At 64.1% G+C, this 24315-nt stretch carries 21 protein-coding genes; 7 read left to right on the top strand and 14 right to left on the bottom strand.

Annotation, left to right across the window (positions count from 1 at the left end):
• Positions 1–34 precede the first annotated feature (34 nt).
• Both NWE53_RS12640 and NWE53_RS12635 read left to right on the top strand, forming a co-directional pair.
• Positions 35–1129, top strand: coding sequence for an oxidoreductase (locus NWE53_RS12640; protein ID WP_265054614.1), 1095 nt, complete (start codon positions 35–37; stop codon positions 1127–1129).
• Positions 1130–1352: 223 nt separating this feature from the next.
• Positions 1353–2459, top strand: coding sequence for a DegT/DnrJ/EryC1/StrS family aminotransferase (locus NWE53_RS12635; protein WP_265054613.1), 1107 nt, complete (start codon positions 1353–1355; stop codon positions 2457–2459).
• 264 nt (positions 2460–2723) lie between these two features.
• Here the strand turns inward: NWE53_RS12635 and terL are convergent, their stop codons facing one another.
• From terL to NWE53_RS12580, 11 genes are all read right to left on the bottom strand, one after another.
• On the bottom strand, positions 2724–4211 hold the full coding sequence (gene terL, locus NWE53_RS12630; protein ID WP_265054612.1) for a phage terminase large subunit: 1488 nt from the start codon (positions 4209–4211) through the stop codon (positions 2724–2726).
• Positions 4198–4653, bottom strand: coding sequence for a DUF5681 domain-containing protein (locus NWE53_RS12625; RefSeq protein ID WP_265054611.1), 456 nt, complete (start codon positions 4651–4653; stop codon positions 4198–4200). Before NWE53_RS12625 ends, terL begins: the two co-directional genes overlap by 14 nt.
• Before the next feature lie 11 nt (positions 4654–4664).
• The gene (locus tag NWE53_RS12620) at positions 4665–6155 is read right to left on the bottom strand and encodes a site-specific DNA-methyltransferase (protein ID WP_265054610.1); all 1491 of its coding nucleotides are present in this window, start codon (positions 6153–6155) and stop codon (positions 4665–4667) included.
• Positions 6156–6790: 635 nt separating this feature from the next.
• The gene (locus NWE53_RS12615; protein ID WP_265054609.1) at positions 6791–8281 is read right to left on the bottom strand and encodes a recombinase family protein; all 1491 of its coding nucleotides are present in this window, start codon (positions 8279–8281) and stop codon (positions 6791–6793) included.
• Positions 8278–8721 (bottom strand): DUF2924 domain-containing protein, encoded by a 444-nt coding sequence (locus NWE53_RS12610; RefSeq protein ID WP_265054608.1) that lies wholly within the window; start codon positions 8719–8721, stop codon positions 8278–8280. Before NWE53_RS12610 ends, NWE53_RS12615 begins: the two co-directional genes overlap by 4 nt.
• Before the next feature lie 20 nt (positions 8722–8741).
• Entirely contained in the window at positions 8742–9071 is a 330-nt protein-coding gene (locus NWE53_RS12605; RefSeq protein WP_265054607.1) for a DUF3489 domain-containing protein, read from the bottom strand.
• A 516-nt stretch (positions 9072–9587) separates the two neighbouring features.
• Positions 9588–10655 carry an ABC transporter ATP-binding protein gene (locus NWE53_RS12600; protein WP_265054606.1) on the bottom strand — a complete coding sequence of 356 codons (1068 nt, stop codon included), beginning with the start codon at positions 10653–10655 and terminating at the stop codon, positions 9588–9590.
• Positions 10652–12334 carry an ABC transporter permease gene (locus NWE53_RS12595; protein WP_265054605.1) on the bottom strand — a complete coding sequence of 561 codons (1683 nt, stop codon included), beginning with the start codon at positions 12332–12334 and terminating at the stop codon, positions 10652–10654. The genes NWE53_RS12600 and NWE53_RS12595 overlap by 4 nt, the downstream gene beginning before the upstream one ends.
• A gap of 39 nt (positions 12335–12373) precedes the next feature.
• Positions 12374–13471: an ABC transporter substrate-binding protein gene (locus tag NWE53_RS12590; protein WP_265054604.1), complete on the bottom strand. Its 1098-nt coding sequence runs from the start codon at positions 13469–13471 to the stop codon at positions 12374–12376.
• Positions 13472–13603: 132 nt separating this feature from the next.
• The gene (locus NWE53_RS12585; RefSeq protein ID WP_265054899.1) at positions 13604–14212 is read right to left on the bottom strand and encodes an aspartate/glutamate racemase family protein; all 609 of its coding nucleotides are present in this window, start codon (positions 14210–14212) and stop codon (positions 13604–13606) included.
• A 59-nt stretch (positions 14213–14271) separates the two neighbouring features.
• On the bottom strand, positions 14272–15726 hold the full coding sequence (locus NWE53_RS12580; protein ID WP_265054603.1) for an NAD(P)H-dependent oxidoreductase: 1455 nt from the start codon (positions 15724–15726) through the stop codon (positions 14272–14274).
• Positions 15727–16081: 355 nt separating this feature from the next.
• On the opposite strand from NWE53_RS12580, the gene NWE53_RS12575 reads away from it, so the two are divergent.
• The 5 genes from NWE53_RS12575 to NWE53_RS12555 all read left to right on the top strand — a co-directional run bounded on the left by NWE53_RS12575 (position 16082) and on the right by NWE53_RS12555 (position 20875).
• Positions 16082–17011 (top strand): LysR family transcriptional regulator, encoded by a 930-nt coding sequence (locus NWE53_RS12575; RefSeq protein ID WP_265054602.1) that lies wholly within the window; start codon positions 16082–16084, stop codon positions 17009–17011.
• A gap of 266 nt (positions 17012–17277) precedes the next feature.
• A complete protein-coding gene (locus tag NWE53_RS12570) occupies positions 17278–18024 on the top strand; it encodes an RraA family protein (protein ID WP_265054601.1) in 747 nt (248 codons plus the stop codon).
• Positions 18025–18079: 55 nt separating this feature from the next.
• Complete coding sequence (locus NWE53_RS12565) at positions 18080–19066, top strand: Bug family tripartite tricarboxylate transporter substrate binding protein (protein ID WP_265054600.1); 987 nt, start codon at positions 18080–18082, stop codon at positions 19064–19066.
• Between the two features lie 13 nt (positions 19067–19079).
• Positions 19080–20336: an aconitase family protein gene (locus NWE53_RS12560; RefSeq protein WP_265054599.1), complete on the top strand. Its 1257-nt coding sequence runs from the start codon at positions 19080–19082 to the stop codon at positions 20334–20336.
• Positions 20336–20875, top strand: a complete 540-nt coding sequence (locus NWE53_RS12555; RefSeq protein WP_265054598.1) for a 3-isopropylmalate dehydratase small subunit — start codon at positions 20336–20338, stop codon at positions 20873–20875. The genes NWE53_RS12560 and NWE53_RS12555 overlap by 1 nt, the downstream gene beginning before the upstream one ends.
• A gap of 1 nt (position 20876) precedes the next feature.
• Here the strand turns inward: NWE53_RS12555 and NWE53_RS12550 are convergent, their stop codons facing one another.
• The 3 genes from NWE53_RS12550 to NWE53_RS12540 are packed head-to-tail and all read right to left on the bottom strand — an operon-like array spanning position 20877 to position 24098.
• Entirely contained in the window at positions 20877–21680 is an 804-nt protein-coding gene (locus NWE53_RS12550; protein WP_265054597.1) for a sugar phosphate isomerase/epimerase family protein, read from the bottom strand.
• Positions 21681–21684: 4 nt separating this feature from the next.
• Entirely contained in the window at positions 21685–22482 is a 798-nt protein-coding gene (locus tag NWE53_RS12545; protein WP_265054596.1) for an SDR family NAD(P)-dependent oxidoreductase, read from the bottom strand.
• 14 nt (positions 22483–22496) lie between these two features.
• A complete protein-coding gene (locus NWE53_RS12540) occupies positions 22497–24098 on the bottom strand; it encodes a GMC family oxidoreductase (RefSeq protein WP_265054595.1) in 1602 nt (533 codons plus the stop codon).
• Positions 24099–24315: the final 217 nt, after the last annotated feature.

The raw sequence follows: 24315 nt of genomic DNA, 5'->3' as shown, positions 1-24315 counted from the left end.
GCGGGAGCGCTCGGCTCTGTTTATGAGGGTTTCAATGTCACACTTGTTCGATCCGCTGGACATCGGTCCAGTCCGCGTCCCCAATCGCATCGCGATTGCGCCGATGTGTCAGTATTCCGCTTCTGACGGATGCGCTTCGGACTGGCATCTCCAGCATTTGCCCATGCTGGCGATGTCGGGCGCCGGCCTTGTCATGGTGGAGATGACCGGCATCGAGCGTGCCGGCCGGATCACGCATGGGTGCCTTGGACTGTATTCGGACGACAACGAACGCGCACTCGCGAGAGTGCTCGCGGCAGCAAAGGCGGTGGCGCTGCCTGGAACACGCTTCGGCATCCAGATCGGGCATGCGGGCCGTAAAGGCTCCGCGCACGCACCGTGGAACGGCGGTTCCGCGCGGGCAGCCGACGACGACTCTTGGCCGACCGTTTCCGCGTCGCCGATACCCTTCGACGACGGTTGGCCGGCTCCGGCCGAAGCCAGTGACGCGCAGCTCGATCGAATCCGGGCCGGTTTCGCCGTTGCCACACGGCGCGCCATCAACATCGGCTTCGATGTGATCGAATTGCATATGGCTCATGGCTATTTGCTGCACCAGTTCCTATCGCCGCTGGCGAACCAGCGCCTGGATCGCTGGGCCGATCTCATGAGCTTTCCGCTGTGCGTTGCGGAAGCGGTTGCCGCGGAGGTTCCGGACAGCGCCGCTTGGGGCGCGCGCATTACGGGCTCCGATTGGGTTGAGGGCGGCATCACGCCGCAACACGCGATTGCACTTGCACACGCTCTCGCATCGAGCGGGGCCAGCTACGTCGACGTAACGAGCGGCGCGATTACGCCAAAAGTGCGGGTGACCGTAGCGCCAGGATATCAGGTTCCGTTCGCCGACGAGGTGAAAAAGGCCGTCCCGTCTATCGTCGTCCGTGCTGTTGGTATGATTGTTGACCCAACTCACGCTGACGCAATTATCAGTGGAGGGCAGGCAGACCAGATTGCGGTAGCGCGGGCAGTTCTCAACAATCCACGATGGGGTTGGCATGCCGCAGACCGGCTTGGAATCGACCTGCCGCGGCCGCCGCAATACGCTCGCGCTGCACCCAATATGTGGCCTGGTGCGGCGTACGCGCGCTGAGCCCTCTCATTTGCGTAGGGATTCGCCGCCCTCATGTTGTTCAGAGGCATTGTCACGGGAATGGCGATCTGAGCCTGCCACGGTAGGATAGTTTGCGGCCGAATACCGACGTCGTCCCCGGAGGCGGACTGTGACCGATATCTATGAACGTCTCGGCGTCGCCACGCGAATCAACGGAGCGGGTCTGCTGACGCGACTGGGTGGGAGCCTTATGGCACCCGCCGTGCTCGACGCCATGCGCGAGGCGGCCGGCCATTTCGTCGACATGACGGAATTGCAGACACGGGCCAGCGCGATCATCGCGCGTCATACCGGAGCGGAGGCCGGCATCGTCACCGGGGGGGCCGCTGCGGCGCTCACGCTCGCCACCGCCGCCTGCCTCGCGCGATTCGACGTCCGCATCATGGAGCGATTACCCGCGATCGATGACGAACCCAACGAAGTCATCATGTTCCGCGCGCACCGCAACGCCTATGACCACGCCATACGTGCCGCAGGTGCCCGCATCGTCGATGTCGGCTTCAACGATATCGCGATCGGCTCGGGGGTGAGGGGTCTCGAAGCCTGGGAAATCGAAAGCGCGATCACGTCTCGCACGGTCGCCGTCGCCTTCACGGCGGGGCCGCCGGGACAGGCGTCTCTGGCCATGGTCTGCAGGACGGCCGCTCAGCATGGCTTGCCGGTGATCGTCGACGCCGCTGCACAGTTGCCTCCGAAGGAGAATCTCCGCCGTTTCATTGATGAGGGCGCCGCGCTCGTGGCCATCAGCGGCGGCAAGGCGCTTCGTGGTCCGCAGGGCACCGGCCTGCTGTGCGGTCGCCGCGACCTCGTCGCTTCGGCACTGATTCAGCAGTTGGACATGGACATCTCGCCGGCCACCTGGTCTCCCGCGGAAGGCCTGATACCCGACGAACTGCGGCGTCGTCCGCCCCACCACGGTATTGGCCGCGGATTCAAGGTCGACAAGGAATCGATCGTAGGATTGCTCACAGCATTGGAGCTTTTCGAGACACGCGACCTCGCCAGCGAAACCGAGGCTATGATTCGCGAGCTGACCGCGGTCTCGGAGGCGCTGGCAGGGTCGCAGCATGTGAGCTGCGAGGTCGTCACCGGGCGCCATTATCCCGGGCTGAAGCTATCATTCGGCACCACCTGCGGCGGCCCGGACGCCTTGACCGTATCGTCCGAACTCCAGCGGCTAGCCAAGCCGATTCATCTCAGCGAACGCTGGGCCTCTAATAATATTCTCTTTGTCGATCCTGCGGGATTGCGAGCGGGCGACGGCGCAGCGATCGGCAGGGCGGTGCGCGCTCTGGTCCCGGGGGGCTGAGCCGGCTGCATGTCATATACGATCCTTCCCGACCTCGACGGGCGCCGCTGCATCGTCAGCAGCGCAAGCAATGGATTGGGCGCACCAGCATTGTCACGGAAATGTCGCCGAGCCAGGATTTTGCCCTGAGCAAAGCCGACTTACGCGGCGGCCGTCGCAATTTGCCACTGTTGCGCGACCTCGGCTCAAAGAGTCTCAGCGTCGCTCGGGAGATCATATGGCGCTTGAGGGGCTCTTGGTTCCTCGCCCAGCGACGCAACCGCGCTACTCTTCGGCGCCGCCTCTCTGGAAGCGGGCCGGCCGCGAAAACCCAGCAGGACGGCGGATGTGCTGAGGGCGCTCGCGCGGGGTCTGAGCCGCGTGGGGCGGGTGGGTACGGCCGGTGAGATAGCTTAGCGCCTGGCTGGTGGAGTCGACCTGGTCGTCGTGGCGCCCATTCGGGAAAGCGAGGAGCTCGCTGAGCCAGGTGGCCAGCCACGGCGCCTCCTGCGGGACATGGACCTGACCTGACTCGAATCGGGCCGACTGCATGATAAAGCGCGTCTGCTTGTCGTAGCGCGGCTTGCGCAGGATGGCGTGCCATTCGCCAAACCGTCGCAGATCCTGCGTGATCGCTCGGCCGATGTCGGTATTCTCGATGATCGTCTGATCGGCATTCCAGGCCTTGGAGAGGCGGAGGATCTCCCGCTTCAACTCCGGCACTTCCAGACGCTGGCGCACCAGATCAAGCAGATAGAAGTCGAGACCCTTTGCGCCCCAGACCGTGCCAACGGAGTAATCCGCGCTCTCCGACAAGGTCGAGGCGGTATCCCAGCTGGCCACGATGAAGTCGAAGGATTGCGGCGGCTTGCTGTAGGAGCGCAGCCACTCGCGTTTGACGATGTTCCCCTCGGGCGGGATCGGAGCCTGCTGATACTGGGCGGAAAAGGTGAGCGACCCCTGTGCGCGCCGCATCTGCTCGAGAACACTGAGGGGTTCACGCGCGTGAAGGACCTCGCCCGCGGGCCGCGCATAAATATGCCCCGGCCTGTGGCTGAGCTGGTAGGTCCTGGCATCGGTCTCGATGGCCGGGATCGAGACGACCTCCCAGTCTTCTCGGCCAACCACGTGCCCGACGAGATCGTCCTCGTGCAGGCGCTGCATGATGATCACGATCGCGCCGGTCTGCTTGTCATTCAGGCGGGTCTGCAGGGTGTTGTCGAAGGCCTCATTGACCCGCCGCCGCTCCTTCTCCGACATCGCATCGGTCGCCTTGATCGGATCGTCGACGATAATGAGATCCGCCCCGCGGCCGAGGATCGAGCCATTGATGCCCGCGGCAAAGCGATAGCCCTGCTCCGTCGTGATCAACTCCATGTTGCGCGGGCGTTTGGACGCCAGCTGAAGCCTGGGGAACAGCGCCCGGTACCAGGGGCTGTCGAGCACCGTGCGCGTGTCGACCGAGAGCTTGCGCGCGAGATCATCGGCATAGGACACGCAGATGATCCGCTTGGTGGGGTCCTGACCCATCACCCAGGCGGGGAAGCCGACCGAGACGGTGATCGACTTCATCGACCGCGGCGGGACATTGATGATGAGGCGGCGAACCTCGCCGCGTGCGACCCGCATCAGCTGCCAGCACAGGTGATCGATGTGCCAGTTGTGCAAGTAGCGTGTACCGGGCTCAAGCGTGCCGAAGACCTTCTGGCTGAAGGTCGACAGGTCTTCGCGCAGGAAGGCCCGCAGGAGACGAGCGCGATCACTCATGATCATGCTCCTCATCCTCGGCCTGCTGCGGCGGGGCCTGGGATTTCGTGGCAAGCGGCGTCTTCTGGCCCGCGTACCCGGCGAGGACATGCTGCAGCAGGGCCCGATCCTCTTCCGGCAGCTCCTCGACCTGTTCGGCATCGACGTCAGCGTAGCGCTCATAACGAGCGAATATGCTATCGATGGCGCGCAGCTTCCCGCGCAAGCCTTCCTGAACCTGGCTGAGAATGAGAGCCTGGATCGCAGGCACTGTCCGCCCACGGCCCTTCTCCGTGATTTCTGTGTCGGCCTCGAGCACTTCGAGGAACATCGTCTTGAAGTTGCGGCTGCCTTTCTTGCGTCCACCGGGATTGCCGGACTGCCCCGGCTTGAAGCGGGAGGCCTTCGGGGGTTTGCCGCGACCGACCTCATAGTCGGTCGCGGGATTCTTCGGGGTCTTGCGGGTCATGGCACGTCACCTCACGCAACCTGCCGCGACCGCTGCCGCACCTTGAAGATCGGCTGGGCTTCGGAGGTCGTGTCCGCGACCTGGCGCAGACGGAGGTCGGCGATCTCAGCGAAGGTCAGGCCGGTGGCGGCGTGGCGAGCGCAACCGCCAGACCAGGTCTCCCAGCGGCGAACGCCGACATCGACATAGTGCGGATCGAGTTCGATCGCGTGGGCACGGCGCCCGACCTTGGCGCAGGCGATGATCGTGGTGCCGGAACCGGAGAAGGCGTCGAGCACGATCTCGTTGCGCTGCGTGACGTCGCGCAGGGCATCGGCGATCATCGCGACATTCTTCGGCGTCGGATGCAACTTGAGCTCCTGACGCAGGCTCGTTGCCCCCGGATAGTCCCAGACATTGGTGCGGTTCCGCCCGAACTTGCCGAGCTGCACGTTGTTCGTGCCGGGCTCGCCTGGGTCCTTGAACACGAAGACGAGTTCGTGCTGGGAGCGGTAGAGCGAGCCCATCGCGCCCGAGCCCTTGTTCCAGACGCAAAGGTTTTTCAACTCCAGCCCAGCCCCGTGCCCGGCTGCGAGCATCTCGCCGATGTGGCGCCAGTCCATGAAGCAGTACTGATAACCGCCCGGCACGAGGAAGGCCGTGCTCGCGGTCAGGAAGGCGGTGAGGAACGGGATGAAGTTGGACCCCAGCTCGCCGGAGCCCATCACGAACTCGCGGTGCTTGCCGGGCTTGGCGACATGACCCGAGATCGGGACGTCATAGGGCGCATCGTGGATGCCCATCGCCGCGCGTTCGCCCCCCAGCAGGACTGCGTAGGTCGCCCTATCTCGGGCATCGCCGCAGATCAGGCGGTGGTCGCCGAGCAGCCAGAGATCGCCGGGCCGGCTGACCGGGTCGCCGGCCACCTCGTCCGGCAAGACGTCATCAGCCGCGTCGCAGCTGGCCGTCGCCGCGCTCTCGATCAGCTGATCGATCTCGGCCGAGGCGAAGCCCGTGATCTCCAGCCCGAAGTTCAGGTCGAGCGCGTGCTCGATTTCGAGCAGTTCTCCGAACTCGAGCGCCAGCAGTTCCCGGTCCCACGCGGACTTCTCGGCCAGGCCGTTCAGGGCGATGCGCAGGGTGCGCTGCTGCACCTCGTCGAGGTGCCCGAGGCGGATGACCGGGACGGTCAGGTAACCGGCCTTGCGGGCCGCCTCGAGCAGGCCATGGCCACCGACGATCTCGCCATCCCGATCGATCAGGATCGGCTGCACCAGGCCAAAGGCCCTGATCGAAGCCAGCAGCTGCTCGATGTGCGCCGCCGGGTGGCGGCGCAAGGCGCGCTTGTAGGCCTTGAGGCTTGCGATGGGGACGTGCTCGACCGTGAGCTGCAGATCGCGATAGAGGGCGTCGGTCGCCTGGCCCGGGGGCAGGCCGGCCTTGATCGCGCGCCGCTTCGGCACGGGCACGGCATCAAGGCACTGGGGGGAGGCGGCAACCTTGGGGGAGAGCGGGGCGCTCATGGCGGTGGTCCTTCGGAGCAAGAGGTCAGCCCGCGCGCCGAGGGAATCCCGGCAACGTTCACCGCGATCAGGAGATCGGCAGTGGTACGGCCCGATGGGCCGTGGGCTGTCCGCGAATGCTCCCGAAGAAATGGGAAATTGCCGCTAGACAGAATCACCTATACAGCATCGTCGCACCCGCCGCAAGTATAAATGGCTTGACAATGACAGTGTACTTGGCTCGCGCGCCACTCCGCTTCGGCGGCCTTATGGAAGCCCCCTCGCAGCACGCATTTACCCTGTAGATTTCCCTCAGAGCAGTAAAATCGGTCGCCCTCGACCAGACTGGTTAGCCTCTGACTGCGTCGTCAGCCACGCATATTGTCCAACCGCCAGATTTGGACGGGTGAGCAGTTACTGCGACGGTGTGGGGGGTTAGCAGGCGGAGGCGGTCTCGCCGCGCCATCCAAGCTCCAGAACCCATGCTATCGGGCCGGTTTCTAGGGCGCGGTCTGGGCAGGCCGGTTTTTGTGTTCCGCGGGATTTTGGCTGAGACCGGTTCGCGGCAGCTTTTGGCGAGACTGGTTCGACAGATTCGCTGGACGAGAAAAAACCCGCCTTGGAGGCGGGCTCAAATCGATCGCTGATCGCGGTGCTCAGTGAACGAGGATGCGGTGCTCCTGGCTCGCCCAGTCGTGAGGCAGGGCTGCGGAGAGCCGACTGATCGTCAGATTGGCGGGCGCAGTGCCATCGGCGATGGCGCGGATGATATTCGGCGAGAGACAAGCCAGCGGCAGCAGCTTGCGGATATTGCGTTCGCCCACACCTTCGCGGATCGCGATCGCATCGGTCGAGGCCATCGAGCCATCGATCAGCTGCGCCATCCAGCGTCTCGCCTGGGCAATCATGGTCAGGATCGCCTCCGCGGAATCATGATCGAGCCGGGGCTTCTGCGTGGGCTCATGCGCGACGCCCTTGCGCCGACCCTGAGGCTGCCAGGCGAAGGGAATCTTTGTCGTGCTGGGCTCGCCAGCATCATCGGGAGACTGGAGCGCGATGATCAGACAATCTCGGTGCAGGGTGACGCGCGCGATCTGAGCAGGATTGGGAGTTGCGGCCAACACAGCGGCTTCGATCTCGGGAGCCGAGATCCGGGCAATGGATCCGGCTTGAGCCTTGCGATGCTGGATCAGCGCCTGCGAGACATAGTAGCGATACCGCGCCCCGTTCTTGCGGGCATGGCTCGGGCTCATCCGGTTGCCCGCATCGTCATGCAGCAGACCCGCAAGCGTAAAGGCTGAGTTCGCCGATCGTCCCTTGCGCTCGATGGCGGCCGCAGCGAGGTGCCGTTGAACGGCGTCGAAGATCTCGACCGTGACAATCGGTACATGGGCACCACGATGTGAGACGCCGTGCCAGACGATCTCGCCGAGATAGAAGCGGTTCTTGAGCAGATGGGCGAGCATGCCGACACGGAAGCGATGACCCAGTCTGGTGACGATCCCCTCACGACCCAGGGTCTCGGCCACCGCTCCGACCGAGCCGAGATCGAGATAAAGCTGGAAGATGCGACGCACCAGCGCAGCCTCCTGCTCGACGATGACGAGTTGCTTCTTCTCGCTGCGATAGCCCAGCGGGACCGGTCCGCCGACCCAAAGCCCTTTGGTCTTGGACGCCGCGATCTTGTCGCGAACGCGCTCGCCGATGACCTCGCGTTCGAACTGGGCGAAGGAGAGCAGGACGTTGAGCGTCAGCCTGCCCATGCTCGTTGTCGTGTTGAAGGACTGGGTGACCGAGACGAAGGAGACGCCGTGCTCATCGAAGAGCTCGACCAGCTTGGCGAAGTCAGCGAGAGAGGGCGTCAGGCGATCGACCTTGTAGACGACGATGATGTCGATGCGCCTTGCGCGGACCGCATCGAGCAGCTGCTGCAGGGCAGGGCGCTGCAAGGATGCGCCAGACAAGCCGCCATCGTCATAGCGATCACCGATGAGGCTCCAGCCTTCATGGGCCTGGCTCTTGATATAGGCCTCGCAGGCCTCTCTTTGGGCATCGAGCGAGTTAAAGGCGAGATCGAGATTATGCTCGGTCGACTTGCGCGTGTAGATCGCGCAGCGCTGCGGCCTTGTTGCCGGCTCGCGGATCATGGCGCCACCCTCGTGGCCTGTTGCCCTTGCCGCAATCCGAAGAACCGCGGCCCATTCCAGGTCGTGCCGGTGATGCGCCTGGCCAGCGTCGAGAGGCTGCGATGTGTCTCGCCATTCCAGAGGAAGCCACCGGGCACGATCACAACCTCATGGTTGACGCCGTCGTGCTCACGGACCAGGACTGAGCCGGTCTTGATGCGTCGTCGGGTTTCCTGGCCCCGCGCCAGCTTCGCCAGGTGTCGCGCCAGTTCATCATCAAGCTTGCCGAGCTGCTGCTCCTGCAGCCGATGGGCGACCAGCCGCGCGATCAGATCGCGCGACAGGCCGGCCGGAGCGGCCGTGCGATACAGCCGGCGAAAGCGGGCCCGCAGCTCATCGAAGCCGAGGCTCGCCAAGGTGGCCACCTCGTCGGCCAGGCCCGACGCTGAGGGCTGGGCCATGTTATCGCGTGAGGCCCTGCTCATTGTGCCTGGCCCGCGGTGATGCGGTAGACCGAGCACTTCGCTCCATCGGCAGCGCCGACATTCTCATGCGAGATGACGTAGCCGCGCTTTCGCAGGCCGGTCAGGGCGGCGCGCGTCGTGTGTGGCTGCCAGTCCGTCACGGCTGCGAGCTTGGCGAGACTCACCCCCTCGGCGGCCTGCAGCAGGCCCAAGACAATGCCGAGCTTACTGCCGGGACGGGGCGGCAAAGGCGATCCGTAGACCACCGCTGAGATGGCTTCGCTCTCAGAAGCGGACGATGTGTCGATCGCAGGAGTGGTGTCGGCCTTGCGGCTTCGGCGTGTCATGGCGATCTCCTCGCGGTTGCAGCGGGGCCATCCCCGCACCACCGCGACCCCGCCTCGGCGCGACGCCGGCAGGGTTAGCTTAGAAGATCGACGCGTATCTCCGCGCCTTCGACACCAATGCGTGCCGTGCGAACGAAGTCCAGTCGAATGTCGCGTGGCGCAGAAAGCGATTTGGTTGCCAGGCCAAGCCGTAGAACGGGCAAAAGTGGCCCCTAGCTGACTTCTGGAACGTCCGTTTTCCGGCGATCCAGTCGGCGCGGCAGTGCCACGTTCGAAGGCCCCTTGTGGACGCGGGAGCCGATTTTGGGCAGGCCGATTGGATTCCGCGCGATGACTTGGAAACCTTCGCTAGTGGCGCAGCAAACGGAAAACGTCCGTTCAAGGGCACGAGCTTCAGCCAGTGGATGTCTTTGATGCGATGGCTGTCATGAAATTTTCGAAGCGGAGGAGCTGACCATGCTGGCTACGCTGGCGAGGTTCGTCCGGCGTAGATAACCGCAGGATTGATGGCGTGTATTACGGCTGCCGGTCGGCAAAGATCCACACGCTCTCGGGCGGGACCTCGCACCAGGCAGGCCCGGCGGTGATAGATTGCGGCCCGAAGGCGCGCAGAGGCGCGCCACCCAGCGCCATCCGGTATTCCCAATGCTGGCCCAGATAGATGCTGGCTTCGATCTCGACGGGGACACGGTTCTGGCCGGGGCCATCGACGATCCGCACCTTGTCGACGCGGACCACAGCGACCGCAGCCTCGGACGACACCCCATCCTGCGCCTGCCCGGTCAGCTGCCAGTCCGCACCGTGGATGGAGGTCGACCCATCCGCTTCGGCACGGGCTTGCCCATGCAGCAGGTTATTCGAACCGAGGAACTCCGCGACATAGCGGTTGCGCGGGTTCTCATAGATCTCCATCGGCGTCCCCTCCTGGAGGATTGCGCCGTCCTTGAGCAGGATTACACGGTCGGACATCGCTAGCGCTTCGCTCTGGTCGTGCGTGACAATCACCGCACAGAGTTCGAGATCGAGGATGAGCTTGCGAATGAAATAGCGGGCTTCGTCGCGCAGCTTCGCATCAAGGTTGGAGAGTGGCTCGTCGAGCAGAATGGCGCGCGGCTCATAGACAAGTGCGCGGCAGATCGCGACGCGCTGCTGCTGGCCGCCCGACAACTGGAACGGGTATCGCTCGCCCAAATGTCCCAGCCCGAGCCGCCCGAGCATCTCGGTGACGCGCCGCCCGATCTCCGCCGGCGCAACGCCGCGCAGCTTCAAGCCGAAGGCAACATTCTCCGCCACCGTGCGATGTGGCCAGAGCGCATAGGACTGGAACACGAGCCCGATGTCGCGCTGCTCGGGCGGCAGGCTGAGACGGCGCTCGACGTCGAGTACGGTCTTTCCGCCGATCACGATCCGGCCCTTCGAGGGGCGCTCCAGCCCTGCGATCGAGCGCAGCAAGGTGGTCTTGCCGCTGCCGGATGCGCCGAGCAGTGCGACGACCTCGCCGCGGCTCCCTTCGAAGCTCGCGCCCCTGAGGACGGGGACGGCACCGAGACTTAACTCGACGTTCTCGACACGCAGGTCGGTCATTTGGCATAGGCTCCGAAGCGGAAGGCCACCGCCAGCCCGAGGGCCGTGAAGGTGACGCTGATAAGGGACAGGGCCGCGATCGTGGCAAGGTCGCCGCTGGCCAGCAGGGAGACGATCAGCGAGCCGATGACCTCGGTGCCGCTGGTCATGAGATAGACGCCCGTCGCATATTCACGCAGGAAGATGATCATGATCATCGCCCAGGCGCCGAAGAGGCCCGGCCGGACGATCGGGATGACGATGTCGGTCCAGGTCCGCCGCAGGGTCGCGCCGCTGGTGCGGGCCGACTCTTCCAGTTCGGGGGAGACCTGAAGCAGCGTGCTCTGGATCAGCCGCAGCCCATAGGACAGACCGACCACGACATAGGCGACAAGCAGGCTCACCAGCGTCGCGCGCAGCGGCGAGAGGAACGGCACGAACAGGAACAGCCAGAAGAAGGCGAGGCCGATGACGAGCCCCGGCAGAGCCCTTGGCAGGAGGATCATGTAGTCGAGCGCCACGGCCGCAAGGCTCGTATTGCGATGACCAGCCAGGGCTATGACGAGATAGACGACGACCGCGATCGCGCCTCCGACCACCGCGATCAGCCCGGTGTTGACGAGGCCGCGTGACAGGCTCGAGATTTTGAACAGCTGCTGGAAATTCGCAAGGGTCAGATGCTCGGCCAAATTGACGCCCTGGCCCCAGGAATCGACGAAGGCACGAACGGCGATCCCGCTGATCGGCAGGACGACCGAGATCAGCAGCCACAGCCCGATGAGAGAGAGCGCAACGATCTGTCCGGTGTTCCCGAGCTTGACCCGTGTCGGCCGGCCACCCTTTCCACCGACCGTGGCATAGCGGCGCGAGCGGTCGAGCAGGCGCCGCTGGATCGCGACGAGCGGCAGAGTGATGATCAAAAGCAGCACGGCGACCGCTGCCATGAGATGGTAGGAGGGCACGCCGAGGAGGGTCGTGAGCTTGTAGAGATAGGTGGTCAGGACCAGGACTCCGCTGGGATCGGCGAGAATGAGCGGCAGTCCGAAGCTCTCGAAGGCGAGCAGGAAATTGAGCGCCGCGCTGTAGACCAGCGCCGGCAGGACCAGCGGCAGCGTCACCTCCATCGCGATCCGGGGCAGGCTGGCGCCCATGGTGCGCGCGGCCTCCTCGAGATCGGCGGGCAGATTCCGCATCGCCGAGGAGACGTAGAGATAGACGTAAGGGACATGGCTCAGCCCGCCGATGACGATGAGCGAAGGCAGCCCGTAAATGTTCCATGGCACGAAGCCCAGGACATCCTGCACGGCGAGCGAGACGAAGCCTGACGGCCCGACGGAGACGGTATAGCCAAAGCCGAGGACCAGCGCGGACAGGAACATCGGCACCAACACTATAGGCTCGATCCAGGCGCGCCCCTTGATGTCGGTTCGCGTCAGCAGGAAGGCCAGCGCCGCCCCCATCGGCACCGCGATGACGACAAGGCCGATGGCGAAGACCAGCGTCGTCCAGAGCGCCCGATAGAAATCCGGGTCTAAGAAGACATAGGCAAACGACGAGAAGCTGAATTCGGCCGTGGGGTAGAAGAACGGCCCATCCAGAAAGCTCTGGTAGATGATCAGCCCGACAGGGGCGAGGACCATCAATCCGAGCAGGCCGATCGTGGTTCCGCGAAACCCCGAGGCATCACCATCGGCACGCATAGGATTGTCCTTCTCCGCTTTGGCGTGTGTGGCGGGCGCTCAGCGGCGCATCGCCTGCTTCCAGCGAGAGAAGAAGTCCGCACGCTTGGTCTTGTCGAGATTGTCGAGCAGCGAAGCGTCCAGTGCGATCGGCTGCAGCTTGCCGTTGGCGAGCACGTTCAGGCTCTTGAAGTTGGGCACGCCATCGACATCGCTTCGAACCGAGGGAAGGCCAGCCTCGCCCATCACCCTCTGCCCTTCCAAGGACAGCATGAAGTCAATTAGAAGCTTGGCCGCGTTGGGGTGCGGGGCGTTCTTTGCGATCAGGGCCGCGCGCGAGACGGCGCTGGTGCGGTCATCGGAGTAGACGATTCCCAACGTCGGATTGGCTTTGACCCATTCGGTCGCATAAGCGCCGTTGACGTAAAACGCGATGATCTCCTCGCCGGAAACGACCTTCTCGCGCATCTGCCCTGAATTCGAGTAAATCTTGCCGCCGGCCTCGCCGAAGGCGGCCATCAGGGGCCAGAAACCGGGATTGTTGCGCATGTCGTCCTGCATGGCGACGTAACCCTGTCCGGACTTCTCGGGGTCCCAGCTTGCGACCTTTCCCTGAAACACCTCCTTGTGGTCCTTCAGGAATTTGGTCAGCTCGCTGAGGTTCTTCGGCACCAGCGCTGCGGGCACGAGACGCTTGTTGTAGAGGATCACGCCGGGCTCGATCGAGGTCAGGTAGGCCGAATCCTTGTATTTCGCGAAGCTAGGCAGGTTTCCCGCCTCGGGCGAGGCGTAAGTTTCCGCCAGCCCGTCCGCGACCAGGCGGACCTGCAGATCCAGTCCGACCGACCAGACCACGTCGCCGCCGACTTGACGGGCCGCGAACTCGCTGACCACGCGATTGTAGATCGCAGTGTTCGAGAGGTCGTTATAGTCGACCGTGACGCCCGGATACTTCTTCTGGAACGCTCCGATCAGGGCGTTGGCCTGTGCGGAATCGGTCGGCGAATACACGACGACCTTTCCCTCTTTCTTCGCCGCAGCCACAATATCGGCATAGCCCGCCGGATAGGTCGTGGCTGCCGTCTGGGCGAGCGCGGCCGTGGCCGAAAGCGCGGCGAATGCCATCGCGGCACAATTCGCCTTCAAGAAGCTCAACATCTTCATTCCTCCCTGTTCCGAAGCCCTCATTGTTCCGGGGCTTCCTGGTTGATCTGATCGGATATCAGGCCTTGGTTTAGAGTTGCCGTCCCCTGCTGCTGCGTCGATCGGCAAGTGCCGCCCAGCGCCGGATCAGCCCCCAGTAACCAGCTCGCGCATTCGGGCCACTGCCGCATCCGGAGCCGAAAGCACCGGAATATCGACGCGGGCCCGCACCGCGGCGGCTGCGCGCGACGTCGAGAAATGCGCCAACATGATCGCATCATGGCCGCCCAACTCATGCGCGCGCTCGGCGATCAATCGATTATGGCTGTCGGCGTCGCCCGCCTTCAAAAGATCGATGGCGTCGTCCACGACGATCGTATCGAGCGTCGTCGCGGACTGTGCCTCCGACACGAAGTCATCGAACTCGCGGGTCATCGTCGAGACGGCTGGCGCGAAGGTCGCCAGCATCCCAATGCGACCACCGGCAGCGATGGCCTGGCGAAACATGGCCTCGTTGGGCTTCAGCACCGGAACGGGAAGCGTCTCCGCCATGCGCTCGATCGCCGGGCCGTAGGCCGAGCAGGTGACGAGGATGCCGTCGGCACCGATGCGATGGGCATAGCGACCGAGCGCGACGAAACGCTCCATCAGGCCCTCGGACAGATATTCCCCATCCTTCGCACGGTCGGTCGTCAAGCTGTCGTCGAGCAGATTCACAGCCTCCGCCTCAGGCCACAGCCGCGCCATCGCTCCCATCACGGGTTCGATTGCAACAGGCGTCGCGTGATACAAGACGATGCGGGGCGCTGCCACCGTCACGCCTCTTCCAGCTTGCGGGTGACAGGGGATTGTTCCGGCGTCAGGAAGATTTCGTCCTGTCGCCGTCTCAGGCTCCAGAGCTGCGAGCCTGCGGGTTCCTCCACCATGTCGTAGGTTATCAAGGTTCCCGCCGGGATATTCACCGAAGCGCGGTTGCCGACGAGCAGATGTGAACAGGCAAGATTGCCGGGCGCGATCGGCCGTGCGGGCACGATGCGGGCCACGAGCTGCGGGCTGTGGTCATTGCCGAAGGTTTCGCCCGCCTGAATGTCGCGCGCGGCGATCTTCACCAGATCGTAGCGCGGCAGGTAGTCGTCCGAACCGGTGTCGATGCCGAGCAACCCGGCCATTAGGATCGACGTCGAGGTCTCGACTCCGCACAGATGATAGGGTCGATAGATCACCGCGGCCGTGTTGTCGTAATTGCCGATCTGCCCTTTCGTCGTCAGGACATGATTCGAATAGGCGTTGTCGCAGCGCACAACCAGAAAGACGCCACCGCCGAGCCCCGACTCGTCGGGCGCCCGGAGGCAGGTGGCGAGGTCGATCTTGCCGGCGCGATCGAACAGACCGCCATGCGACTGCTCGCAATAGGCGACGGGAATTTCGGTGATGCGCAGCGGAGCATGGATCAGCGTATCGACCGCAGGCGTCAGGCCCGTGTAGTTTGCCGCGATCGTCATCTCGCAAAGATCGTAGGAGCCCGGCTGCGGAAGTCGCCCCAGAATTGCGGCCCGTCGGGCAACGTACTCCTCGGCGCGACCCTCGGGAATCATCTGGAGATATGTCCGGTCTTCAGGCGCGATCTCGATCGAGGCTTGATAGGGTGCATGGATCGGCTTGTCGGTAACGATGCGCGCGACGCCCGTTGCATCGTCATAGATGAATTCGCCATCCGTGGCCTTGCCGCCGCTTATCACCGTCAGGCCGACGGATTTTGCCCATTCGAACATCTGGATGAACAGGCCGTGCTGGTCGCCGTCCACGGGCGTGTAGACGACCCCGGCCTCGCGGGCGAGCTTCTTGAGAATGGGACCGACTGTGACGTCGCAATCCTTGGTAATCATGGCGACGTGCTTGCGATTTTCGATCGCCCTCAACGCATAGACGGCGCTCGCCTCGGGAATCCCAGTGCTTTCGCACACGATATCGACTGAGGGCAGGTCAGGCACGATCAGAGGATTGTCGGTGTAGACCCGCTTGCCGGCTTCGATCTCACGCTGCGCTGCCTCCACCGTGTCGGCATAAGCGATCATCGATGGCTCGAAGCCGGCCTTCAGATAGGCGCCCCTGGCTGCGTCGAGCGAAATGTCGGCCACCGCAACGACGGTGAGAAGCGGCGTATGGGGATCCTGTGTGACGATAGCGGTGCCATAGGCGCCAGCCCCAATCACGCCAGCCCGAACATGGCTCTGCTTGGCGTATTTCGCATAGAGGTGATGATAGACCATAGAGCAGTGTCCGCGTGGGTGAGAGCAGGTGGGCGCGATCCGGACAGCGGTCAGGAGCCGGCCTTCGATGTGAGCCTGGAGGCGCTGTTCGGACGTGTCCGGCTAGCAGTGCTCATCCGGCGGCAGAAGCCGATTGCCAAGCGCGCAAGGCTACGAACGCAGCAAGCGCCGGCGATCCATGTCGTCCTCGTTGGAAACCATCATGTCCTCCCTGCGAACGCGCCGGGCCGTTTTTCCAGGCCGGCTTCGTCCGAACATCGCCTTGCGATCTCAGGAGCGTAGCTCTCTCGGCTGGTAAAACAATTCGCAAAATCCTACAGATTGGTTGGATTAATCGACCAGTGGGAGTGTCGCGATGGACGTCATCGGTAGCATCAACATGAAGGTGCTTCAGACCTTCCTGGCAGTTGCGGAAAAGGGCAGCTTCCGGGCCGCCGCGGAGACGCTCAACCGGTCGCATTCGGCGGTCTGCGCCCAGATCATGCAGATCGAGGGGCAACTCGGTGTCGTGTTGTTCGAGCGGACCACGCGGAGTGTGAAGCTGACCGTGGAGGGACATCATCTTCGCGACAGCGCGCGAAAAGCGTTCTACGAGATCAATCTGGGCCTGCGCCGCATCCGCGAGCAGAGCGACGCCAGGCGCGGCCAGCTCGCTCTGGCCTGCTCGTCCCACATGGCCTCAATTCACCTGCCGCCTGTGCTGACCGAGTTCGTGCGGACCTATCCGGGCATCGCCGTCACAGTCCGGGAACTGACCTCGCAGGATCTATACGAGGCGTTGCGGCAGAAAGAGGTCGACTTCGCGGTAGGGCCCCAGACCGACGACCCGGCGTTTGACTGCACAACGATCATGGTCGAGCCTCTCCAGGCTCTTGTGCCGCATCATTTTCTCATTTCACCGCGCGATAGCATCACCCTGGCTGAATTGTCGCGCTTTCCGATGCTCGTGCAGATCCAGGCGACGGCGGTGCGCAGGCTCGTGGAGGGTGCGATGCAAGAGCAGGGGCTGGAGGTGCCCACCCGGTACCAGTTCATCCAGTCGGAGACTGTCATAGCGATGGCAGAGGCCGGCTTGGGTGTCGCCGTTCAGCCAGCCTCCCGACTGGCCAAAGCCAGTCTCAAGGCAACGGCCGTTCTGAATCTGACGGAGCCGTGCATCACGCGCAGCATGGCCCTGATCACATTGCGAAAGCAGAGTCTCTCGCCCGCAGCGCAAAATTTTGCCGACAAGATCATTCAGGATGTCCGTAAGACGACCCGTTTTAACTGCGACGCTGAAATCTAGCTCACCCGCGTGAAAGTCACCCCGGCGATGTCAAAATGGCTACGTCCGGTTCTTGGCGACACACCAAGGTCCGAAAGTGGCGCACTTGGCTGGTTTAACTCTCGAGAATCCTGACTCGTAGCCGTCCTCCTCAGCGTCTGCTCCAGCCCCACCGGACGCGATACCTAAATGCCGGTAGCTGATTTTGCATTGGGCTGCCGGACAGCGAAAATCTTGGATGCCGTGTGTCGTTGCCGTCAGTTTACGAACCTGCAGGAGGTCGTGACATGTCGGATATCAGGCTTACGGGTCGCATCGCAGCTGAGCGGGTCAGGCTCTACGCCGTCCCGCGCGCGCCGGGCGATATTGTTGCCGCGCTGAAGGCCATCGACGTGCCGACCGAACTTGTCTCCGACGCTCTGGATGATCTTGGGATCGATGGCGTTTTGAGCGCCTCGATTGTGAAGCCGACGATCCCGGGCAGCATGATCGTGGGCCCGGCATTGACGCTTCGCAATATTCCGCTTCCGCAATCGCCCCATGCGACGATCATCGCCAATCACCTGAACCGCCAGGCCGATTTCGAGGCGCACAATCTCACCCAACCTGGTGACGTTCTCGTCGTCGAAGGTGGTCGCTATGTCTCCAACATGGGCGGCATCTCCGCGACGATGGCCAAGCGGCAGGGCAGCCCGGGCACAATCATCTGGGGAGGCATTCGCGATGTCCGCCATTCGCGCAGCATTGGCCATCCGATCTGGTCGACCGATGTGACGGCGAAGACGGGGCGTTGGCGACAGGAGACCATCGAAATCAACGGTCCGGTCAATATCGGCGGCATCACCGTCTATCCGGGCGATATCGTCTGCGCCGATGACAGCGCCGTCTGCTTTATTCCCCGCATTCATGCGGAGGAGGTGGTCCGACGCGTGCTGCGGCGGCTGGAAACCGACGAGGACAGCATGCGCTTTCTCGCCGAGGGCAGGGCGATCACCGATTTTCCCAAGCCCGATCCGGCCGCTTTCAGGGAATAGCGCAACCATCATCCAAACCGCGGATCAACCGCGGGAGGCAAAGAGGGAAGAACGCATGACGAAACTACACATCAGCCGCCGGCGCGTCCTCATCGGCGCGGGTCTTGCCGGTGCAGCCGTGATGGCGCCCGCGGTGCTACGAGCGCAATCCTATGCCACCAAGCCGATCCGCATGATCGTCGGCAACTCCGCCGGCGGCAGCAACGACATCATGGCGCGCATGATCGCTCCGGTCATGGCCGAAGAGCTGGGCCAGCCGGTGACGGTCGAGAACCGGCCGGGCGCGGCCGGGGGGCTCGGCCTGTCCACGGTCATCAACGCGCCGCCGGACGGCCACACCCTGTTCTGCTCGAGCATGGCGATCGTGGCGACGCGGCATACCTATGCCAAGCCAGTCGCAGATCCAGTCACCGATCTCGAACATCTCACCACGATAGCGACCGGCGATTTCGTCTTCACCATCAATGCGGACGTGCCTGCCAACAACCTCCAGGAATTCATTGCCTATGCGAAGGCTAATCCGGGAAAGCTCAAGATCGGATCGCCGGGGCAGGGCGGCGACATCCATCTGCAAGGTGAATTGTTCAAGATGCGTGCCGGCATCGAGATGAGCACCGTCCATTATAGTCAGGTGGGTTCGCTCCTCAATGACGTGCTGACCAATCAGATCCAGCTCGCGCTGAACGCCGTGAGACTGGTTGCGCCGCACATCAAGGCTGGCAAGTTGCGCCCGCTTTTCGTCGCCAGCAACGATCGCGAGCCCCAGCTGCCGAACGTACCGACCTCGACCGAACTCGGTCTCAAGGATATGAACATCATCACCACCTGCTTCGGCCTGCATGCGGCAAAGAATACTCCGCCCGCCATTCTCGATCAGGTCTACAAGGCAGGCATCAAGGGTATCGATGCAAACCGCGAGAAGCTCACCAGTGGCGGCTTCAAGCCGATAGGCGATACGCCGGCCTCGTTTCGGGCAAGGATCGACGCATTCGACCGGGTCTTCGCGGAGGTCGCGAAAGCGGCCCACATCCAGGTCGGTTGACATCGCAATGGCCATGAGCGCCGCCCGCACCATCATCGCGCGAGCAGCGGGGCTGCGCCATGTCGCGTCCGGCGATCATGTCGTCGTGCGGCCGGACTGGACGATGACCTACGACCCCCAGGCGGGACCGTTGCGCCAGCGCTGGAGCAAGCATTGGGGAGAGCAGGCGCGCATCTTCGCCCCTGATCGCCTGATCCTCGTCGCGGACCATTTCATGGACCTTGCCAATCCCGTCCATGCCCAGAAGCAGGCCGATCTCGATCTGCTCGCCAGACAGTTCGGCATCGCCCACTACTATCCGGTCGGTGCTGCGAATTATGGCGTCTGCCATGCGCTGCTCCCGGAGGAAGGCCTGGTCAGGCCCGGCGAATTGATTGCGGGGACGGATAGTCACTCGTCGACCTATGGCGGCTTCGGCGCGCTTGGGTTGAACATCGGGCTCGATGCGCTGGAAGGCATCATCGCCCTCGGCGAACACTGGATGGCGGTGCCGCACGAAATCCGGATCGAAATTACGGGGCGTTTTGGAGAGGGTGTCACGGCGAAGGACGTCATTTTGCAGCTCTGCGCCGATCTGGCGGGCGAACCGCTTACTTTCGGTGCCGGGATTGAGCTCGACGGTGAAGCGATCCAGGCGCTCCATCCCGAGGAGAAGCTGACACTGGCCAATATGGCGCAGGAGATGGGCGCGCGCTGGATCGTGGTGCCGGCCAATGGCGAGGTGTGTGCATGGGTTGAGGCGCTGGGCGCGCGCGATTTCGCAGCCGTTCTCCCGGATGGGCACGCCGAGTACGACCGCGTCCTGCGATACGGCGCCGAGGATTTCGTGGCGATGGTCGCGCTTCCGGGCGGGCCGGAACGAGCGATTCCCATCGCCGAACTGCCCACAACACGTTTCAACGAGGTCTTCGTCGGCTCCTGTACGGGGGCGAAGCGCTACGACATGGAGCGCTTCTTCGAGATCGTCCTTGCCGGCGATGGACCTGCCGAAGGCGTCGCCGTCATGCTCGTTCCAGCCACCCGGAAGACGCGGGACTGGATCTTCGCAGATCCGGCAAGGGCTCGCTGGGCACATGCGCAGTCGGTTGCGGAACAACCTGGCTGCAATGCCTGTGCGGGTATCCACGGCTATTTGGCCGGGCAGTCCGCGGTCAGAATGTCCACGGCCAATCGCAACTATGCCGGGCGCTCCGGCGCGCAAGGTGCGCAGATCTATCTCGGTTCGGCAGCGACGGCCGCTACGATCGCGCTGACCGGAACTCTCGGCTGATGGCGCCTCGAGGCATCCATGGCCGCGTCTTCGTCATCGATGGGGATGTCGATACCGATATCATTCTGGCGGCGCGTCACCTTGCCGAAACCGATCCTGCGGCAATGGCCCGCAATTGCTTCGCCGATCTCGGCGCGACACCGTCCTTTAAGGCCGGGCAGTATCCGATCGTCATTGTGAGCGGTCTTTTCGGGATAGGACTCGTTCGTCCACCGGTGCCGATGGCGATGCGGGCGGCCGGCATCGAGGCGGTAATCGCGGGGGAACTCTCGCCATTGTTCTTCGAGCACAGCTTGAACGGCGGTGCCGTCCTGCCTTTACAGGCGAAACTCCCGCGCCGGCCGTTCACAGGGGAGGTGGCGCAGCTCCTCCTCGACGGCGAGCGGGCGCAACTGATCTGGGATGCCGGGAACGTCGATTTCCCCTGCCGCCTGCCGCCTTGGTCGCTTGCGGGCGAATCCTGGGTGGAGACCATGCAGAAGCGCGTCGAAGAGGCGGGCGGCCTCTCCGCACTGCAGGCGAGCCTGCGCCGAGGCTGAACTATCGCCCGAGGCTCGCGAGAAATGCCGTCGTTGCCTGATGGGCGCGGCGTGCCCGTTCGTCACCGGACAGGCCCTGGACCCGCAAATGGGGCACTTCGACCTCGAACTCGACGCCCTCCGCCGGAATCGCGTCGAGCAGTGCCGCCAGCGGCAATTCGCCTTCGCCCGGATACAGGCGCCCCGCTCGCATCTCGGCATAGAGATCGGCGGGAGCCGCAAGTGGAGCGTCACAGAGCTGCACCGCCAGGATCAGAGCCGGGTCGATGGCTGCAACATCGGCAGGGGAGCCTCCGGAACGGGCCAAATGCAGTGCGTCGATCACGAGGCCGGCGGCGGGGCTGCGCGTCGCGCTCATGATCGCTGCGGCTCGTTCCAGCGTCGGGACATTGCTGACGGGTATGAACTCCAGCCCGACCCTTATCCCAAACCGGCCGGCGAGTTGACAGACTGTGGCCAGGTTTTCAGTGGCCAGACCTTCATCGGGGGTGAAGCAGTTTGCCACCATCACGCCAGCCCCCAGCGCGGCCGCTGCTTCGAGCACGGGCTCATAGTCGCTCGGGGTTGTTTCCGGCACGAAGCGATAGGTCGAGATGTTCGCCAGCGCGATGCCGGAATCGTCGAGAACCTTGCGCAACTCATCGGTCGCGCGCCGATTGCCGACTATATCTGGCCCGGCATCGCCCGGACGGTGCCCGGTGATGCGCAGGCCGACTGCCGCGAAGCCGCCGGCGGCTGCAGCCCGAATGGAGGCGGCGGGATCGAGCTCGGCCAAATTGAGATAGCCACAGGTCAGATGGATCATGGCGCTAAGCATCCTCGCGCGGACGCGCCGCAGGAACACCGCCGAACATCGACCAGGCCTGCGTGACCATGGTGCCGGCGTCCACGGCGAGGTTCGCGCCGGTGATGCCCGATGCCTTGTCGGAGATCAGGAAGGCGGTGGCCTCCGCGACCTCGCGCGCAGAGACCAACCGGCCGAGCGCGGTCAGCTCCGGCGGTGAGATGGAATAGCGCTGCCCGGTAGCGATGCGTTCGGCCACCCGCTCGGTCATCACCACGCCGGGCGATACGGCATTGAAGCGGATGCCGCTGCGCCCCCATTCGGCCGCCATGCTTTCGTTCAACAAGTTCACAGCCGCCTTTGCGGTGCAGTAAGCGTGCATCCGGGCCGAGCGGTAGGCGTTCCAGGACGACAGCGTCACGAACGCGCCGCGCCCGCGCGCCGCCATCCGTCGTGCGAAAGCGACCTGCACGAGAAAGGTGCCGCGATGCACGAGTTGCGTGATGCGGTCCCAATCGGCGATCGGCATATCCTCGACCGGGCGGAGCTCCTGGAAGGTGGCGGCTGAATGAATGACGGCGCGCACCGGGCCATGCGCAGCTTCGATCGCGCTAGCAGCGGCCTCGACATTGTCCTTATCGAGGATGTCGATGAGTTGGACCTCGCCGCCGCAGGCCTCGGCGACGCTGCGTGCCGCCGCCTCGTTGACATCGGCCACCACGACGCGCCAGCCCTGCTCGACCACGACCTCGCAAATGGCGCGGCCGATCCCGCCGCCGCCGCCTGTCACCACCACCAGCGGCTTTGCTATCTCGCTTCTCATCGATTCGTTCCTTGTCATTGGGTCGCCGCATCTTCCAGGACCATCGCGGCGCCTTTTTCCGCGACCATGACGACGCTGGAATGGGCATTGCCGATCGGCGTGTTCGGCATCACGGAGGCATCGATCACGCGTAGGCCACGCACGCCGCGGACACGGAGCCGGGAATCGACCACGGACATATCGTCATCGCCCATGCGGCAGGTCCCGGTGAAATGCAGGCCAGATGTGCCGCGCTCGCGCGCAAATGCCAGAATCTCGTCGTCCGTGGAAACCGCCGATCCGGGAAAGGTCTCGCCTTTGCTCCAGCGCGACAGCGGTGTCTGGGCGAAGAGGGAGCGGATGGTGCGGACACAGGCGATGGTAGCCGCGCGGTCGCCCTCGGCAGACAGATAGTTCGGGTCGATCGCCGGAGCGGCATGGGGGTCTGGGCTGCGCAACATCACCGTGCCCTGACTCGCTGCCGGCGAAGGCCAGCCGCCGATCGTCATGCCCGGCTCGCGCTCGAGGACTCCCGCAGAGGCGAAGCTGCCCGGTGCGAAGCTTAGCTGCGCGTCGGGCGCCGGCGCGTCAGGCCGGGTTCGGAGGAAGACAGCGGCGGCGCCTGCACCCATCGTCAGCATGCCGGTGCCTTTCATTGCATAGGCCAGGGCCTCCTTGACGATGGACAGGCCACGCGTGCGCTCGTTGATCGTGCCGATGCCATGAACGCGATGCCCGACCCGCGTCATGAAGTGATCCCGCAGATTGCGCCCGACTCCAGTCGCGGCATGCAGGGGTGCGATGCCGGCCTGCAGCAGATGCTCCGGATCGCCTACGCCCGACAATTGCAGGATCTGTGGCGAGCGCAGGGATCCGGCGCTGACGATGATTTCCCTGCGCACGCTGACGCGACGCTCGCGCCCGTCACGCAGGAAAACCACGCCCGAAGCGCGCTTGCCGGTGAACAGGATGCGCGCTGCGCGCGCGCCTGTCAGCACGGAGAGATTGGGGCGCGCGCGCGCTTCACGCAGATAGGTCTGAGCGGGTTGCGCGCGAAACCGGCCACGCCGGTTCTGCTGGAACAACGCCGCGCCTTCGCGTTCGCCGCCGTTCATGTCGGGATTGTGCGGAATGCCCAGGGCCTGCGCCGCCTCGACGAAGGATCGCGTCAGCGGATGGACGACACGGAAGTCGGCCACAGGCTGCGGCCCGCCGCGACCACGCGGCTCGGCGCTCTCCCCCTCGAAATCCTCGGCCTTTGTCAGAAAAGGCAACAGCTCCTCATAGGACCAGCCGGTGGTGTTCCAGCCCTCTGCGTCGGCGCGCTGCAGACGCACATGCAACATGCCGTTGATCGACCCACTGCCGCCGAGCACGCGGCCCTGGGAGATCTTTAAGGAGCGTCCGTCGGCGTGCATCTGCGGCTCGGTCTGGTCGAGCCAGTTGAACCGACCATCCTGCTGTAGCTTCAGACAGGTCGCGGGGATGTGGATGAACGGATGCCAGTCGCGCGGCCCTGCTTCCAGCACGAGCACTGAGTTGCGCGCATCCTCGCTAAGCCGCGCCGCGACGACGCAACCGGCGGAGCCGCCACCGATGACGCAATAGTCGACCTCGATGATGTCACCCACAGACATAGAGCATCTCGCTTTGCGCTCTGCTGCGGCCCGTTGCCAAGGCGGGCGCCGCGCCGATGAGGAAGGCAGCCCGTTTTCCCTCGGCGCAGTCCGGAGCGTCCAATATCAAGACGATCTGTCTTCCAAACCTCATTCATCCGGACTGGCCGTCTGCAACGTCCCGGTCTTGCTCGCAGAGCGACAAACTATTTCGCGCCAGGACCAACCCCTCTCACTA

It is taken from the genome of Bosea sp. NBC_00550 (genome assembly GCF_026020075.1).
Lineage (GTDB): Bacteria > Pseudomonadota > Alphaproteobacteria > Rhizobiales > Beijerinckiaceae > Allobosea.
The sequence above is the reverse complement of the archived record's forward strand: the minus strand, read 5'-3'. Positions and strand labels throughout refer to the sequence as shown.

What these genes read in the sequence shown, in the direction of transcription:
- NWE53_RS12545 (WP_265054596.1), bottom strand. Translation starts at nt 22,482, where the DNA reads ATGAGAAGCGAGATAGCAAAGCCGCTGGTGGTGGTGACAGGCGGCGGC.
- NWE53_RS12570 (WP_265054601.1), top strand. Translation starts at nt 17,278, where the DNA reads ATGTCGGATATCAGGCTTACGGGTCGCATCGCAGCTGAGCGGGTCAGG.
- NWE53_RS12565 (WP_265054600.1), top strand. Translation starts at nt 18,080, where the DNA reads ATGACGAAACTACACATCAGCCGCCGGCGCGTCCTCATCGGCGCGGGT.
- NWE53_RS12590 (WP_265054604.1), bottom strand. Translation starts at nt 13,471, where the DNA reads ATGTTGAGCTTCTTGAAGGCGAATTGTGCCGCGATGGCATTCGCCGCG.
- NWE53_RS12620 (WP_265054610.1), bottom strand. Translation starts at nt 6,155, where the DNA reads ATGAGCGCCCCGCTCTCCCCCAAGGTTGCCGCCTCCCCCCAGTGCCTT.
- NWE53_RS12550 (WP_265054597.1), bottom strand. Translation starts at nt 21,680, where the DNA reads ATGATCCATCTGACCTGTGGCTATCTCAATTTGGCCGAGCTCGATCCC.
- NWE53_RS12580 (WP_265054603.1), bottom strand. Translation starts at nt 15,726, where the DNA reads ATGGTCTATCATCACCTCTATGCGAAATACGCCAAGCAGAGCCATGTT.
- NWE53_RS12610 (WP_265054608.1), bottom strand. Translation starts at nt 8,721, where the DNA reads ATGGCCCAGCCCTCAGCGTCGGGCCTGGCCGACGAGGTGGCCACCTTG.
- NWE53_RS12555 (WP_265054598.1), top strand. Translation starts at nt 20,336, where the DNA reads ATGGCGCCTCGAGGCATCCATGGCCGCGTCTTCGTCATCGATGGGGAT.
- NWE53_RS12615 (WP_265054609.1), bottom strand. Translation starts at nt 8,281, where the DNA reads ATGATCCGCGAGCCGGCAACAAGGCCGCAGCGCTGCGCGATCTACACG.
- NWE53_RS12540 (WP_265054595.1), bottom strand. Translation starts at nt 24,098, where the DNA reads ATGTCTGTGGGTGACATCATCGAGGTCGACTATTGCGTCATCGGTGGC.
- NWE53_RS12625 (WP_265054611.1), bottom strand. Translation starts at nt 4,653, where the DNA reads ATGACCCGCAAGACCCCGAAGAATCCCGCGACCGACTATGAGGTCGGT.
- NWE53_RS12595 (WP_265054605.1), bottom strand. Translation starts at nt 12,334, where the DNA reads ATGCGTGCCGATGGTGATGCCTCGGGGTTTCGCGGAACCACGATCGGC.
- NWE53_RS12560 (WP_265054599.1), top strand. Translation starts at nt 19,080, where the DNA reads ATGAGCGCCGCCCGCACCATCATCGCGCGAGCAGCGGGGCTGCGCCAT.
- NWE53_RS12600 (WP_265054606.1), bottom strand. Translation starts at nt 10,655, where the DNA reads ATGACCGACCTGCGTGTCGAGAACGTCGAGTTAAGTCTCGGTGCCGTC.
- NWE53_RS12585 (WP_265054899.1), bottom strand. Translation starts at nt 14,212, where the DNA reads ATGGGAGCGATGGCGCGGCTGTGGCCTGAGGCGGAGGCTGTGAATCTG.
- NWE53_RS12640 (WP_265054614.1), top strand. Translation starts at nt 35, where the DNA reads ATGTCACACTTGTTCGATCCGCTGGACATCGGTCCAGTCCGCGTCCCC.
- NWE53_RS12605 (WP_265054607.1), bottom strand. Translation starts at nt 9,071, where the DNA reads ATGACACGCCGAAGCCGCAAGGCCGACACCACTCCTGCGATCGACACA.
- NWE53_RS12575 (WP_265054602.1), top strand. Translation starts at nt 16,082, where the DNA reads ATGGACGTCATCGGTAGCATCAACATGAAGGTGCTTCAGACCTTCCTG.
- terL (WP_265054612.1), bottom strand. Translation starts at nt 4,211, where the DNA reads ATGATCATGAGTGATCGCGCTCGTCTCCTGCGGGCCTTCCTGCGCGAA.